The sequence below is a fragment of the Microbacterium bovistercoris genome, assembly GCF_003387575.1.
GTDB classification, from domain to species: Bacteria; Actinomycetota; Actinomycetes; order Actinomycetales; family Microbacteriaceae; genus Microbacterium; species Microbacterium bovistercoris.
In genome coordinates this window covers 75,403-90,607 of sequence record NZ_QUAB01000042.1, presented here as the reverse complement: position 1 = coordinate 90,607, position 15,205 = coordinate 75,403, and the positions used below count along the sequence as shown (strand labels likewise).

Sequence of the window (15,205 nt, the reverse complement as noted above, 5' to 3'; positions counted from 1 at the left end):
GGTGGAGACGACGGTGTGTCGTCCGCCATCTGCAGAATGGTCCGCCACCTGCAAGGGAGGACGGGGCCGATCAGAAGCGGCGGCCGCCGGAACGGCCGGAGGAGCGGCTCGAGGAGCGGCTCGAGGATCGGCTGGACGAGCTGCGCGACGAGCGTGAGGAGCTGCTCCACGAGCGTCGCGACGACGAGCCCGACGACCCGCCCCAGCCCGAGGAAGAGCCGCCGCCTCCACCGGAACTGCCGAACGCGCCGAGGAGGGCCCCGAGCACGGCGCCGCCGATCACGAACATCGCGACCGCCCCCGGGTTCCCCTCGCCGACGGCCATGCCGCCAAAGAGCCCGATGACGCCGCCGCTGAGCCCTCCCGCGACGGCCTTGCCGCCCATCCCGTCGGTGTCATCCTCACCGACATAGTTCTGCCAGGACGACTCCCGGGCAGCCGCGCTGACGGCGGTGTCGTACATGACGGCCCCGTCGTCCGCCGGATGCGTGGATGCGGCCGACCGGACGAAGCGACCCCTCTCCGGAGCGGCCTCGCCGATGAGACTCTGCACCTGTTCGGCGGTGGCGAGGGCGGATGCGGCGTGGCGCTGCGCAGCATCGGGATCCGATGCCGCTGCGGCCGTGGCGAGCAGCCGCTGAGCGGCGTTCAGGCGCGACAGGGTGAACGCGCTGACCCCGCCCGGCCGCGCCTGCACCGAGGCCTCGGCCGCGCGCACGGCCGTCGTCGCCTGCTCCAACGTGGACGCGGCGGCAGCCGACGACGCGCTGCGCGCCGAGAGGGCATCCGCCTGGGCCTCGATGGCGCTCCGCAGCTCCTTCGCCTCGGCGAGCAGCCGCTCGACCTCGTGCACCGCGTCGGTGATCGCCTTCGGCTTGCGGGCATCCACAGCCCTCTGCAGTGCCTCGAGCTGCACATCCGCCGCCTGCAGCCGGCCGCCGATCTGATCCGCGTTGTCCACGACGCCGATCAGATCCGCCGGGGCGAAGGCCGCCGCGAGCGACGCGAGGCGATCGGCTGCCTCGCTCTGCAGGGTCGCCGCATCCGCGCGGGCCGTCCTCAGACGTGCCAGGGTGTCGGCCGCTCCCTCAGCCAGCGCGCGGAGCGATGCCAGCTCCTGCCGTCGACCGTCGAGGTCGTCGTCGACCTCGACGCAGAGCCGGAGGATCGTGTTCGTCCACTCCCTGGTCTCGGCGGTGGAGTCCTCCTCCGCATCCTGCAGCTTCTCCAGCAGCTGGAACGCCTCCTGCAGCCGCGCGCGGCAGTCGGCGAGCAGTGCTGTGAACGAGGCGGTCGTCTCCTCGCCGAACTCCGCGGTCACGAAGCCGAGCTCCTGCTCGCTGGTGCGCACGGCTTCGTCGGTCTGCACCAGACGCCGGGCCGCAGTCTTCTTCTGTCCCTCCAGTGTGCGCAGCTCGGCGGCCAGCGCGCGCCGACGCCGCACCAGGAGCACGAGCTGCGTGACGACGACGATCACCAGGCCGACGCCGGCGATGCCCAGCACCCACACCCACCAGGGCAGTGGCGCCTTCGCGAATTCGTCCGCGACGAACCCGATGCCGCCGGCCCAGTCATCATCGGCGAGATAGCGCGAACCGAGGTCGTCCTCGATCTGCAGCACGCGATCCTCGGACAGCGGGCCGGCTGCGACGGCATCGCCGCCGTACTCCGCGGAGATCGCGAGGCTGCGCCCCTCGGTCGCTATCGCGAGCAGATACTGGTCGGGCGCGAGGTTGTTGCGCAGCGCCGTCGCATCCGCCCAGGCGAGCGCGTTCGACGGCTCCGCGAAGTCGGGTACCAGCACCACGTACAGCTCCGGCAGTCCGTCAGACGATGCCAGCTCGCCGAGGCGCTTCTCGAGCCGCGTCTCCTGCGCATCTGAGAGCACATCGGAGAAGTCGCTCACGTACCCGGAATCGAGGTCGGGCGGGGTCTGCGCGCCCGCAGACAGTGCCGGTCCGGCAAGAATCCCGCCCAGCAGCGCTGCAGTCAGGACAGCAGCACGTCGCATCCGGTTCTTCATCAAGCCCTCCACCCGAAACGCCGTCCGGCCCATCTTGGCACGTCGCGATGCGGCATCCGGATTTCACGGAATCGATGGATGCCGCGCACCCGGCGGCTCCGGCAGGATGGTGGCATGAGCAGAGGACGCACGAAGCTTTCCGTGATCGGTGCTGGCGGAGTCGGAGTCAGCGTCGCGTACGCGGCGCTGATCCGCGGGAGCGCGGCCGAGGTCGCACTCTACGACATCGCCACAGAGAAGGTGGATGCCGAGGTGCTCGACCTCGCACACGGCACGCAGTTCACCTCGTCATCCGTGAGCGGTGGTTCCGACCTGTCCGTCGTGGACGGCAGCGATGTCGTCATCGTCACCGCCGGCGCCAAGCAGCAGCCGGGACAGACGCGCATGGAGCTCGCCGGCACGAACGTGCGGATCCTGCAGAGCCTGATGCCGGGGCTGCTCGAGCACGCCCCCGACGCCGTGTTCATCATCGTCACCAACCCCGCCGACGTGATGACCGTCGTCGCGCAGCGGATCACCGGGCTGCCCGCGCATCGCGTCTTCGGCTCGGGCACCGTGCTCGACACCTCGCGACTGCGCTGGCGGCTCGCCCAGCGCGCGGGCGTGAGCACTGCCAGCGTGCACGCGGACATCGTCGGTGAGCACGGCGACAGCCAGTTCCCGGTCTGGTCCAACGCGACCATCGGCCCTGTGCCGATCCTGGACTGGCCATCCGAGCAACAGTTCACACCCGACGAGCTCGACCGGATCGCGGTCGACGTGCGGGATGCCGCGTACACGGTGATCCGCGGCAAGGGGGCCACCAACCTGGCGATCGGTGTGAGCGCGGCGCGCATCGCCGAAGCTGTGATCCGCGATGAGCATGCCGTGCTGCCGGTCTCGACGCTGCTGAGCGGCGAGCACGGCATCGACGGGGTCGCGCTGTCGCTGCCATCCGTCGTCAGCGCGTCCGGCGCGGTCCCCGTCGCGGGGATGCCGATGACGGATGCCGAGGAGGCGAAGCTCCGGGCATCCGCCGCCGCCATCCGCGCGTCGCTGGACGCCCTCGGCTGACGGGCCCGCCGCTCACGACGCTCCGGTCTCACTCGTTGTGGGTGAGGACCCCTGGCACACCCGCAACCGATGAGACCGGAGCAGTCAGAGAGAGGCTGCGTGGGCCGTCAGCCGAGGTGCTTGAGCGCCTCGCGCCGCGACAGCGGCGAGAGGGCCGGATGCTGCGCGACGAAGTCCCGCACCCAGTCCGGATCCCGTTTGGCCAGATCGCGCAGCGCCCACCCGATCGCCTTGCGGATGAAGAACTCCGGGTCGGCGATGTTCGGCTCGATCGCATCCGTCAGCAGCGCGCGGTCCACCCGATCCCTCCTGCCCAGCTGGGCGATGATCGCGACCCGGCGCATCCAGAAGTCCTCATCGCCTGACCACACCCGCAGCTCCACTCCCATCTCGGCGGGATGCGCGTCGAGCAGGTCGGCGAGCCGGTGCGCCACCTCGTCGACGTGGTCCCACCACGCCCCGGTGCGCACCATCTCCTCGTGCACGTCCAGCAGGTCGAACCGGCCGCGCATCGGCGGCAGCGCCATCAGTGCCTGCGCGGCGTACCGCTCCTCGCGATGCGCGGCCTCTCGCCACAGTTCCAGGGCCGCGGTGCGCAGCGCCCCGGCATCCTTCTCCTGCCGCGCGACCTCGCGCACGAGTCTGCGCACCTCCGGAACCCGCACGCCGAGGAACGGCATCACGGACTTCATGTACGCCTGCTGGCCGGGCGCCAGCGCAGGATCCGCGGCATCCTGCAGGGCGTCGCGGATCTCGCCGACAATGCTCATCCGGAAATCCTAGAAAGAATTCTGCGCCGATGTCGATCGGTGCTCTTCTCGTTCGACGTCCTGAATGAGAGGGTCGAGAGACGGCCCCGAGATCGAGGAGATCATCATGAAGTACATGCTCATCATGCGCGCGGACGACGCCGGCGTCGAGGCATACCAGGACATCCCGTTCGAGCAGGTCATCGAGGCGATGGGGAAGTACAACGAGTCCATGCTCAAGGCCGGAGTGATGATCGGCGGCGAGGGACTGACGGATGCCGAGGAGGGCTTCGTCGTGGACTTCTCGGCCGAGGCTCCGCTGGTCACCGACGGACCCTACGGCGAGACCAAGGAGCTGTTCAACGGCTTCTGGATCATCGAGGTGTCGAGCCGTGAGGAGGCCGCGGAATGGGCCAAGCGTGCGCCGCTCGGGCCCGGCGCGTATCTCGAGGTGCGCCGCGTCACGGAGCTCTCCGACTTCCCGCAGGACAACGAGTGGATCCAGAAGGAGGCCGGCTGGCGCGAGGAGAACGAGCGCCGTGCCCAGAGCTGAGGATGCCGCGACGGTGTGCTCCCGCGAATCCGCGGAGCGCGCCGTCGCCGCGGTCTGGCGCATCGAGTCGGCGAAGATCGTCGCCACGCTCACCCGGATGACGGGCGATTTCGCGTTCGCCGAGGACCTCGCCCAGGACGCCTTGGCGGAGGCGCTGGAGAAATGGCCGGATGCCGGCATCCCCAGCAATCCGGCGGCCTGGCTGACCACGGTGGCGAAGCGCCGTGCGATCGACGGCTGGCGGCGCAGGGAGCGCTACGACGAGCGTCTCGCCGTGATCGCGCATGACCTCGAATGGGAACAGCAGGAGCAGTCCGCGCAGGGCGTGCCCTGGGACCCGGACGCGATCGACGACGACGTGCTCCGGCTGATCTTCGTCGCCTGTCACCCGGTGCTCTCGCGCGAGGCGCGGGTCGCGCTCACCCTCCGCGTGGTCGGCGGTCTGTCCAGCGAGGAGATCGCCAGGGCGTTCCTCGTGCCCGTCGCGACCGTCCAGCAACGCATCGTGCGGGCGAAGAAAACCCTCGGCGCGGCGAACGTGCCGTTCGAGGTGCCGCCGCGAGAGGAGTACGCCGAGCGCCTGGGCGCGATCCTCGGCGTGCTCTATCTGATCTTCAACGAGGGGCATGCGGCCAGTGCCGGCGACGACTGGATGCGTCCGGACCTGGCCCGCGAGGCCGTCCGGCTGGCCCGCGTCCTGGCCGAGATCACGCCTCGTGAACCCGAGGTGCACGGTCTCGTCGCGCTCATGGAGCTCACTGCGGCGCGCTTCCCCGCTCGTGTCGATCAGAACGGCGACCCGATCCTGCTCGCGGACCAGGACCGTCGGCGCTGGGACCGCGGGGCGATCGCGCGTGGACGCGCGGCGCTGGCTCGCACCGACGCACTCGGCCGCGGCCGGGGACCGTACGCTCTGCAGGCCGCGATCGCCGAATGCCACGCCGTGGCGGCATCCGTCGACGAGACCGACTGGGAGCGCATCGTGCTGCTCTACGAGGCGCTGGGTCGCATCGCCCCCTCGCCGGTGGTCGAGCTGAACAGAGCCGCCGCCGTGGCGATGGCGACCGGACCCGCGAACGCCCTGCGCATCATCGACCGGCTCTCGGAGGAGGGGGCGTTGCGCGGCTACCACCTGCTGCCGGCGACGCGTGCGGAGCTGCTGCTGCGGCTGGGCCGCACCGAGGAGGCGCGCAGCGAGTTCGCCGTCGCGGCGCGTCTCGCCGGCAACGACCGCGAGCGCGCCCTGCTCGAGGCGAAGGCTCGCGGCTGAGGAAACGGAAAAGGGCCGCTCTCCCGGGAGAGCGGCCCATTCGCGTGATCAGGTCAGTTGTTACCGCGCAGGATCGCGATCATGCGCAGAATCTCGACGTACAGCCACACGACGGTGACCATGATGCCGAAGCCGCCGAGCCAGCCGTACTTGCGGGGCGCGCCGTTGCGCACGCCCTGCTGGATCTGGTCGAAGTCGAGGACCAGCGAGTATGCCGCCATGAAGACGACGAGGATGCCGATGATCAGACCGAGCGGGATGCCTGCGACCTTCATGCTGTAGATGCCGAAGGCGCCGGCTGCCATCGGGACGTTCGTCCACATCAGGATGAGGTTCACGACGGAGAAGACCAGGTAGCCGAGCATGGCGATCATGACGATCTTGGTCATCTTCGCGGAGGCGCGGATCTTGCCGCTGGCGAACAGCGCCAGGGTCACGCCGACGACGGAGAACGTGGCGAGCGATGCCTGGACGACGATGCCCGGCCACATCGTCTCGAAGAAGGCCGAGATGGCGCCGACGAAAAGTCCCTCGAAGGCCGCGTAGCCGAAGATCAGCCCGGGGCGGACCTTCTTGCGCGAGGTGAACGTGACAACCATGGCGAGCACGAAACCGCCGAGCGCACCGACCATCCACGGGATCAGCGTGACATCACCGGTGATCGGGTTCAGGCTGGACATCGTCCAGATCCAGCCGACGGCCGCGGTGACCAGCAGGATCGCGAAGAGGCCGACGGTCTTCCAGACCGTGTCCTCGACGGTCATCCGGTCGGTCTCGATGGCACCGGCCGACGGCGCGGCGTACATGCCCTCGAGCTGCGCGTTCGCCGCAGCATCCACACCGGCGTGGGCCGCGGTCGGAGCGGGCGGCGGCGCGTAGGTGCCCTGCGGCGCGCCGGGGTACGTGGCGGCCTTGCGCGGGTCCTGCTGCTGGAACGCCGGGTTGTTGAAGGCGAAGTTGCTGCTCATGGTGCGGATCACTCCTGAGGGGGATCGGTCCCGAGGGATCGGTCGGTGTCCCATAAGTCTACGGAGAATCCCTATGAACGGGGTGCTTTACGCTGAAAGCGTGGTCAGAAGATCTCCGCTCGTCATCGGTCACCGCGGTGCACCCGGCTACCGGCCCGAGCACAGCCGCTCCTCCTACGAGCTCGCGCTCGCGATGGGAGTCGACGCGGTGGAACCCGACATCGTCGCCACGCGGGACGGGGTTCTGGTCGTCCGGCACGAGAACGACATCTCGGGCACGACGGACGTCGCCGAGCATCCGGAGTTCGCGGACCGCCGCACCACGAAGAAGGTCGACGGCGAGTCGCTCACCGGATGGTTCACCGAGGACTTCACCTGGGACGAGCTGAGCACGCTGCGCACCCGCGAGCGGCTGCCGAGACTGCGGCCCTCGAGCGCCAGCTTCGACGATGCGCAGCCGATCCTGCGCCTGACGGATCTGCTCGATCTCGTGCGGGAGGGCTCCATCGAGCACGGTCGCGAGATCGGCGTCGTACTGGAGATCAAGCACGCCACGTACTTCGAGGGGATCGGGCTCGATCTCGTGCCGCTCATCGTGCGCGATCTGCGCGTCGCCGGCTGGGCAGACGGCGAACTGCCGCTGATCGTCGAGTCGTTCGAACGGACCGTGCTGCAGCGGCTGCGCGAGCAGGGCATCGCCGCGTCGTACATCTATCTCATCGAGGCGAGCGGCAAGCCCTTCGACCAGATCGCAGCGCTGGGGCGCGCGGCCCCCACTTATCGCTCCGAGGTGGAGCCGGAGGGTCTCGATCGGCTGGTCGGCTCCGTCGACGGCATCAGCGTCAGCAAGCGGATGCTGCTGGGCCGTGACTCAGTCCTCGTCGACCGAGCGCACGCCAGGGGGCTGCGCGTGTTCACCTGGACCTGCCGGCCGGAGAACAAGTTCCTGGACCCCGCGTACCGCGGTCCCGGCGGCAAGGCGGCGTTCGGCGAGTACGAGGCCGAGTGGGACGTCATCGCCCGCACCGGCGTGGACGGCGTGTTCGTCGATCATCCGGATCTCGGGGTCGCGTTCTTCCGTCGCTGAGCCGAAGGCTCGCCGAGTCGCTGTCCGTGGCCGCGCCTAGACTCGAAGTGCCATGACCGAAGCTCCACTCATCGTTCCCGCCTCCGCCGGCCCTCAGGCCTCCGACGACCTGCTCGCAGGGCTCAACCCGCAGCAGCTCGACGCGGTGACGCACCGCGGCCCCGCGCTGCTGATCGTCGCGGGCGCGGGGTCGGGCAAGACCAGCGTGCTCACCCGCCGCATCGCACTGCTGCTGCGCAACAGGGAGGCGTGGCCGAGCCAGATCCTGGCGATCACGTTCACCAACAAGGCGGCCGGTGAGATGCGCGAGCGCGTCGGCGCCCTGGTCGGCGATGCCGCGCGCGGCATGTGGATCTCGACCTTCCACTCCGCCTGCGTGCGCATCCTGCGCCGCGAGGCGGGGCAGTTCGGCTTCACGCAGAACTTCACCATCTACGACTCCGGCGACTCGCGCGCCCTCATCAAGCGGCTGGTCAAGGAGCACGAGGCCGACGCCTACGGCCTGACCCCGGCATCCGTGCAGGGCCGCATCTCGAAGCTCAAGAACGAGCTGCAGGATGCCGAGTCCTACGCCCGTGACGCGAACATGAACGACCCGGCGGAGCGCCTGTTCACCGAGATCTTCGCCGACTACCAGCGGCAGCTGCAGAAGGCGAACGCCTTCGACTTCGACGACCTCATCGGGCAGACGGTGTACCTGTTCCGGGCGTTCCCGCATGTCGCCGACACGTACCGGCGCCGCTTCCGCCACATCCTCGTTGACGAGTACCAGGACACCAACCACGCCCAGTACGCGCTCATCCACGAGCTCACCAGGCCGGTGCAGGGCGAGGCGCCCGAGCCGTATGCCTCGAACGGCATGATGATCTTCGAGCCCGAGACGACGCCGGGCTCGGGGACCGGTGCCGAGGCCGGCGCGTCGCTGACCGTCGTCGGCGACTCCGACCAGTCGATCTACGCCTTCCGCGGTGCCGACATCCGCAACATCAGCGAGTTCGAGCGCGACTTCCCCGGCGCGAAGGTCGTGCTGCTCGAGCAGAACTACCGCTCGACGCAGAACATCCTCTCGGCCGCCAACGCCGTGATCGGCAACAACTTCGACCGCAAGGACAAGAAGCTCTGGAGTGACAAGGGCGACGGCGAGAAGATCGTCGGCTTCACCGGGTACTCGCAGCACGACGAGGCGCAGTTCGTGGCCGACGAGGTCGAGGCGCTGCGCCGCGCGGGCATGCCGTACTCCGAGATGGCCGTGTTCTACCGCACGAACTCGCAGTCCCGTGCGCTGGAGGAGATCTTCATCCGCGCCGCAGTGCCGTACAAGATCATGGGCGGCACGAAGTTCTACGAGCGCGCCGAGATCAAGGACGCGCTGGCCTATCTGGTCTCGGTCGCCAATCCCTCCGACGAGATGGCGCTGCGCCGCATCCTGAACAAGCCGCGGCGCGGCATCGGCGATGTCACCGAGACGGCGATCGCGCGCTTCGCCGAGGAACAGGGGATCACATTCCGCGAGGCGCTGTCGCACCCCTCGCAGCTCGGGGTCGGCCCGAAGCTGCAGGCCGCGATCGGGCAGCTCGACCAGGTGCTCACCGAGGCGACGGCGATCATGCTGCCGGCTTCCGGCGAGGTCCCCTCGGCGACCTCCGTGGCGGAGGGGCTCTCGCTGCTGCTCGAGAAGAGCGGCTACTTCGACTCGCTGCGCCGCAGCCGCGACCCGCAGGACGAAGCACGGCTCGAGAACCTCGACGAGTTCGTCGCCGTGACACGCGACTTCGCGCGGAACAACCCGGACGGCACGCTGGTCGACTTCCTCACCGAGGTCGCGCTGGTCTCGGACGCCGACGACCTCGACGACGAGTCGGGCACGGTCTCGCTGATGACGATGCACACCGCGAAGGGTCTGGAGTACGACGCGGTGTTCGTGACCGGTGTCGAGGAGGACCTCATCCCGCACCGCATCTCCGCAGGCGAACCGGGTGGGCCGCAGGAGGAGCGCCGGCTGTTCTACGTCGGCCTCACCCGCGCGCGCAAGCGCCTGCACCTGTCGCTGGCGATGACCCGCGCGCAGTTCGGTGAGGTGTCCGTGGCGATGCCGAGCCGGTTCCTGCAGGAGATCCCGGCCGAGCTCATCGACTGGCGGCAGTCGCCTGGCGACGTGAACTCCCGCGGTGGGACGCAGTCGCGCGCTCTGAACGCGCGCAGACAGGGCGGCGGCGGCCGCGACCGGTTCGCCGCGCAGCCGCTGGAGAAGCGCCTGACGCCGCTGTCGACCGCGATGGACCGGTTCCCGAACAAGGTCACCGCCAAGGTGCGCGACAACGGCGACCTGGAACTCGTGCCCGGCGACCGCATCCGGCACGACGACTTCGGCGAGGGGCGCATCGAGGCGGTCACCGGTGAGGGAGCCAAGCGCATCGCCCACGTGCGGTTCGACGCGGCCGGGCAGAAGAAGCTGCTGATCAAGATCGCCCCGATCGTCAAGCTCTGATTACGCGGTTAGGCTGACACATATGGCCCTGTTCTCCCGCCGCAAGAAGACTGCAGATCCCTCCACCGTCGAAGAGGATGCTCCGGTCCCGGGCGCTCCCGTCGAGGACATCGCCGCGCCGGAACCGGTCGAGGAAGCCGTTCCGACCGTCGGCATCTCCGTGCAGGCATTCCGAGGGGTCGGAGCGGACGCCGGTCCCGAAATCGCGGCACCCGTCGACGAGCGGGCTGCGGGCAGCGATGCCGACCGTCCCGTGGCGCAGGCGGCCCCTCGTCCACGCCGTGAGGCCACGGTCAACGTCGTCGAGACCGAGAAGCCCCGCCTTCCGCTCGCCTCAGCGCTGCCGCCGGAGGACACCCACACGATTGAGGGCCTGAAGGACAACGTTCTGCTGCGTGAGGCCCTCGCCGAGATCGCAGAGGGCGCGAGCAACGAGGAACTGCTCGGCGTGATGCGCCAGTCGATGCAGGGGCACCTGTACCTGCGCGTCCACGGCGACGCGAGCGAGCAGATCAACAGCGGACAGTCGCTGTCGGTCGCTGTGATCCGCGAGGACGAGAAGTCGTTCCTCCTGGCGTTCACCTCCGGCGCGGCGCTGCGCGCCGCGGTCGAGACCGAGGAGGACCCCTCCGCCACCTCTGCGATGGCACAGCCGGTCGCGCTGATCTACCAGCAGGTGATCGACGGCGGGTTCACCGGCATCATCATCGACAACGCGTCTGCGCCGCATCGCGTCGTGTTCCCGACCGAGCTGCTGCAGCAGGCCATGAGCCAGAGCGACCCGGCCATGGCGATCAAGGGCCTGGTCTCCGCGCCCCGTCAGCCCGACACCGCGGCGCGGGTCGGGGAGGCGCTGGCGAAGACCAAGGTCTGGGTCGCGGTGAGTGACGGCTCGACCGGGGCGCCCGTCGGCATCGCCGAGGCGCACACCGCCGACGGCAAGCGATTCCTCCAGGTGTTCTCGCACCCGCTCGAAGTGGTCGCTCTGGGCCGGAACGACCGCCCGATGCCCTTCGAGCCGGAGCAGCTCGCGAAGGTGCTCAGCAGCCACACCGAGCTCGACGGCGTGGTCGTCGACTCGGCCGGACCCTCGCTGGCCGTCGAGCGCGACGCGCTCGGTCCTGTGCTGGTGCTCGCCGTCGATCTGGGCGACGACTGACCGACTCTGCTGGTATCCGGTCGCCGCGTTCCCGTGGTTGAATGAAGGTTAGCCTTACCTCATTCACGAATGGCGGACGCATGCTCATCGACGACACTGTGATCGACGCCGTCACCGCGCACATGAACGGTGACCACTCCGATGACAATCTCATCATCGTCCGCGCCTTCGGGGTGCCGGAGGCGACCGGTGCCGCGATGATCGGACTGGATGGCACAGGCGGTCGCTGGCAGGCGGACGTGCCCGGCGGCTCAAGGGAGGTCACGGTCGCCTGGCCGATCGAGATCGCCGAACGGCGGGACATCCGCCGCGCCGCCGTCGAGCTGTACCGCGCCGCCTGCCGCGAGCTGGGTGTCGAGCCTCGCGCGGAGGAGCAGCATCCGACCCACCTCGCGGGGCAGCACGGCCAGCATGCGCATCACGGTGAGCAGGGGAACCCGCACGGCGCCTCCCACCTGCACGGCGCCTCCCGCCCGCACGGTGCCCACGGAACGGACGCGCGGGAGACCGCCGGCTTCGCCCGCGAGTTGCGCGAGGCCACCTGGGGCGACCATGGTGACAGCGAGGGCGCCGACTTCATGGCCGACATCATGCGCGGACGAGGCACCCGCACCGACTACGCGCAGCTGGTCGTGCAGCACTGGTTCATGTACGAGGCGCTGGAGCGGGCATCCGCTCTGCTGGCCGCCGATCCGCTGCTCGCGGCGGTGCACCCGGCCGAGCTGATCCGACGCGATGCGCTCATCAGCGACCTCGAGGCACTGATCGGCGCGGACTGGCGCGACGCGATCGAGGCCGTCCCGGCGACCACCGCGTATGCCGCGCGGATCGACGAACTCGCGGAGCAGGGCTGGATCGCCGGCATCCTCGCCCACCACTACACCCGCTACCTCGGTGACCTCTCCGGTGGTCAGGCCATCGCGCGCCGGGTGTCCGGTCAGTTCGGGGGAGAAGGCGTGTCGTTCTACGACTTCTCCACGCTCGGCGACCTGGGTGGTTTCAAGGACATGTACCGCCGCGTGCTCGACGCCTTCGGCGCGACGCTGGACGCCGATGAGCGCGCCCGCATGCTCGACGAGGTCCGCGCGGCCTACCGGTTCAACACCGAGGTCTTCGTGGACCTCGGGCGCGCCCGCGCCCTCGCCTGACGGTTCCGCTCGTCGGCGCGGCGTCCTAGTCTCGGAACATGGCCTCTGAGCGCGTGACGCTGACCGTGACCGACACCGACGGGGAACGGCAGATCGGACTGTCCAGTCCGAACCGTGTGGTCTGGCCGGACGAGGGCGGCGGTGGCATCACCAAGGCGGAGTACGCCGACTACGTGCAGACGGTCTCCGCGGCGTTCCTGAACGCCAACGGCCACCGGCCGGTGTCACTGGAGCGGTTCCGCGACGGCATCGGCGGCGAGGGATTCTTCTCGAAGAACCCGCCGAAGGGCACGCCCGACTTCGTCGACTCCGTGATGTGCACGTACAACAGCGGTCGCAGGCATCCGCAGATCGTGCTGAACCGCACCAGCGCGATCGTGTGGGCCGTGCAGATGAACACGATCGTGTTTCACCCGTGGGCATCGCTCGCGGCCGACACCGACAACCCGGTCGAACTGCGCATCGACCTGGATCCGCAGCCCGGCACGGGCATGGCAGAGGCGATCGTCGCCGCACGAGAGCTGCGCGCCGTCCTGCGCGAGGCGGATCTCGAGCCGTTCATCAAGACCAGCGGCAACCGCGGTCTGCACGTGTTCTGCCCGATCGCGCCGGAGTGGGAGTTCCTCACCGTGCGTCACGCGGTCATCGCCACCGGGCGCGAACTGGAACGGCGGATGCCGGAGGCGGTGACCACGAACTGGTGGAAGGAGGAGCGCGGCGAGCGCATCTTCGTGGACTTCAACCAGGCCAATCGCGACCGCACCATGGCCGGCGCCTACAGCCCACGAGCGCTGCCCGGCGCGCCGGTGTCCACGCCGATCCACTGGGAGGAGCTCGACGACCTGGACCCGAAGCGCTTCACCGTGCGCAGCATCCCCGCCAGGCTCGCCGAGGTCGGCGACCCGTGGGCCGGGATGCAGGACGCACCGGGGCGGATCGACACCCTCCTGCAGTGGTGGGACCGCGATGCGGAGAACGGGCTGGGGGAGCTGCCGTTCCCGCCGGAGTTCCCCAAGATGCCGGGAGAGCCGCCCCGGGTGCAGCCGAGCAAGAAGGTCGCCGCGAACTGGGAGAACGATGCCTGAGCACACCGCTTTCATGGACAGGCTCGTCGCTCGGATGCTGGCGACACCCTGGCTGGTGCGCGCGCCCATCGGCCTGTACCGTGCGGGCTTCGGCTGGATCTTCGGCGACCGCCTCGTGATGATCGAGCACCTCGGCAGGAAATCCCACCAGCGCCGGTTCGTGGTCGTCGAGGTCGTGGAGCGCGAGCACAACGTGATCCGGGTCGCATCCGGGTTCGGCCGGAAGGCGCAGTGGTACCGCAACCTGCAGGCCAACGGCGTCGCCTATCTCAGCACCGGTCACGCGCGCCGGGCGCGGGCCGCGGTGCGAATGCTCGACGCCGAGGAGTCCGCGGCGCGGCTGAAGGTCTACGCGGCCGAGCATCCGGACGCCTGGAAGCACCTCAGCGCGGCGATGGACTACGCCGCCGGGGGAGAGGCCGAGATCCCGATCGTCGAGTTCACGCCGCCGCGTACGGGCCGTTGAGCGTCCTTCGTCTCGTCGCTGCGCTCCTCGCTCAGGGTGCGGTTCCTCGGGTCCTGAGCGCCCTTCGTCTCGCTTCGCTCGCTCAGGACCCGTGGCACACCAAGGCGCTCAGGTCAGCACGTCCGCGAGGTCGTACCCTGCCACAGTGTCAAGCTGGTCGTAGGTGCAGGAGGAGGCATCCCGATCAGGGCGCCACCGAGCGAACTGCACGGTGTGCCGGAATCGCGCCCCCTCGAGCTGGTCGTACTTCACCTCGAGCACCCGCTCGGGTCGCAGCCGCACGAAGGAGACGTCCTTCGCGCCGCTGAACCGGGAGCGCTCGCCCTCTCCGGTGACGGCCGCCCCCTCGGCATCCCGCTCCACGAGCGGCTCCAGATCCTCGACCAGCTGCTGCCTCATCGCGTCGCTCCAGGCGGCGACGCCGCCGACCTGACGCAGGACACCGTCATCCCCGTACAGGCCCACGAGCAGCGAGCCGACGCCGGATCCGCTCTTGTGCACCCGGTAGCCGAGGGCGACGACGTCGGCCGTGCGAGCGTGCTTGATCTTGATCAGGGTGCGCTTTCCCGGCGCATACGGATCGTCCAGAGGCTTCGCGACGACGCCGTCGAGCCCTGCGCCCTCGAACTCCTCGAGCCAGCGCTGGGCGATCGCGCGGTCGTCGGTGGTGCGCGTCAGATGCAGGGGGTCGGTCGCATCCGCCAGCATCCGCTCGAGGCGTGCACGCCGCTCGCGGAACGACAGCCGCTGCAGGTCGTCGTCGCCCTCGGCGAGCAGGTCGAAAGCGATGAACATCGCCGGCGTCTCGACGGAGAGCTTCGCGACGCGAGAGGCGGCCGGGTGGATGCGCTGGCTGAGCGCCTCCCAGTCCAGGCGCTGCGCGCCGGCCGGTCCGGTCGCGACGACGATTTCGCCGTCGAGCAGGCACGGCCCCGGCAGGATGCCCGGGAGCTGCTCGACCAGCTCGGGGAAGTAGCGCGTCAGCGGCTTCGCGCCGCGCGACCCGATCTCGAGGCTCTCGCCGTCCCAGGCGATCAGCCCGCGGAAGCCGTCCCACTTCGGCTCGAACAGCATCGGCGTCTTCGAGGGATCGGGCACGGCCGCAGCGGCCTTGGCGAGCATCGGCGCGGGGATCTCGTACATGGTCACCATCCTG

The 15,205-nt window shown here is 69.6% G+C and carries 13 protein-coding genes; 9 read left to right on the top strand and 4 right to left on the bottom strand.

Translation table 11 applies throughout. The annotated features are described in order from the left end of the window. Positions 1-70: 70 nt before the first annotated feature. Positions 71-2,011 (bottom strand): TPM domain-containing protein, encoded by a 1,941-nt coding sequence (locus DY023_RS10625; RefSeq protein ID WP_181905809.1) that lies wholly within the window; start codon positions 2,009-2,011, stop codon positions 71-73. A gap of 126 nt (positions 2,012-2,137) precedes the next feature. Between DY023_RS10625 and DY023_RS10620 the strand changes: the two genes are divergently transcribed. After that, positions 2,138-3,076 carry an L-lactate dehydrogenase gene (locus DY023_RS10620; protein ID WP_116242311.1) on the top strand — a complete coding sequence of 313 codons (939 nt, stop codon included), beginning with the start codon at positions 2,138-2,140 and terminating at the stop codon, positions 3,074-3,076. A gap of 107 nt (positions 3,077-3,183) precedes the next feature. On the opposite strand, the gene DY023_RS10615 is transcribed toward DY023_RS10620, so the two are convergent. Then, positions 3,184-3,846: a DNA alkylation repair protein gene (locus tag DY023_RS10615; protein WP_116242310.1), complete on the bottom strand. Its 663-nt coding sequence runs from the start codon at positions 3,844-3,846 to the stop codon at positions 3,184-3,186. Between the two features lie 106 nt (positions 3,847-3,952). Here DY023_RS10615 and DY023_RS10610 point away from each other — a divergent pair, with 106 nt between their 5' ends. Further along, positions 3,953-4,378 (top strand): YciI family protein, encoded by a 426-nt coding sequence (locus DY023_RS10610; protein ID WP_116242341.1) that lies wholly within the window; start codon positions 3,953-3,955, stop codon positions 4,376-4,378. Beyond that, complete coding sequence (locus DY023_RS10605) at positions 4,365-5,648, top strand: RNA polymerase sigma factor (RefSeq protein ID WP_245958665.1); 1,284 nt, start codon at positions 4,365-4,367, stop codon at positions 5,646-5,648. The genes DY023_RS10610 and DY023_RS10605 overlap by 14 nt, the downstream gene beginning before the upstream one ends. A gap of 53 nt (positions 5,649-5,701) precedes the next feature. Here the strand turns inward: DY023_RS10605 and DY023_RS10600 are convergent, their stop codons facing one another. After that, positions 5,702-6,616, bottom strand: coding sequence for a Bax inhibitor-1/YccA family protein (locus tag DY023_RS10600; RefSeq protein WP_116242340.1), 915 nt, complete (start codon positions 6,614-6,616; stop codon positions 5,702-5,704). 100 nt (positions 6,617-6,716) lie between these two features. Between DY023_RS10600 and DY023_RS10595 the strand changes: the two genes are divergently transcribed. The 6 genes from DY023_RS10595 (at position 6,717) to DY023_RS10570 (ending at position 14,049) form a co-directional block, all read left to right on the top strand. Continuing rightward, positions 6,717-7,703: a glycerophosphodiester phosphodiesterase family protein gene (locus DY023_RS10595; RefSeq protein ID WP_116242308.1), complete on the top strand. Its 987-nt coding sequence runs from the start codon at positions 6,717-6,719 to the stop codon at positions 7,701-7,703. A 52-nt stretch (positions 7,704-7,755) separates the two neighbouring features. Further along, positions 7,756-10,191 (top strand): ATP-dependent helicase, encoded by a 2,436-nt coding sequence (locus DY023_RS10590; protein ID WP_116242307.1) that lies wholly within the window; start codon positions 7,756-7,758, stop codon positions 10,189-10,191. 22 nt (positions 10,192-10,213) lie between these two features. Beyond that, positions 10,214-11,350 carry an SseB family protein gene (locus tag DY023_RS10585; protein WP_116242306.1) on the top strand — a complete coding sequence of 379 codons (1,137 nt, stop codon included), beginning with the start codon at positions 10,214-10,216 and terminating at the stop codon, positions 11,348-11,350. Between the two features lie 80 nt (positions 11,351-11,430). Next, a complete protein-coding gene (locus DY023_RS10580) occupies positions 11,431-12,498 on the top strand; it encodes a biliverdin-producing heme oxygenase (protein ID WP_181905807.1) in 1,068 nt (355 codons plus the stop codon). A gap of 38 nt (positions 12,499-12,536) precedes the next feature. Then, entirely contained in the window at positions 12,537-13,583 is a 1,047-nt protein-coding gene (ligD, locus tag DY023_RS10575; protein WP_116242305.1) for a non-homologous end-joining DNA ligase, read from the top strand. Beyond that, positions 13,576-14,049 (top strand): nitroreductase family deazaflavin-dependent oxidoreductase, encoded by a 474-nt coding sequence (locus DY023_RS10570; RefSeq protein WP_245958664.1) that lies wholly within the window; start codon positions 13,576-13,578, stop codon positions 14,047-14,049. The genes ligD and DY023_RS10570 overlap by 8 nt, the downstream gene beginning before the upstream one ends. A 108-nt stretch (positions 14,050-14,157) precedes the next feature. Here the strand turns inward: DY023_RS10570 and DY023_RS10565 are convergent, their stop codons facing one another. Continuing rightward, complete coding sequence (locus tag DY023_RS10565; RefSeq protein ID WP_116242303.1) at positions 14,158-15,192, bottom strand: ATP-dependent DNA ligase; 1,035 nt, start codon at positions 15,190-15,192, stop codon at positions 14,158-14,160. Between the last annotated feature and the right edge of the window lie 13 nt (positions 15,193-15,205).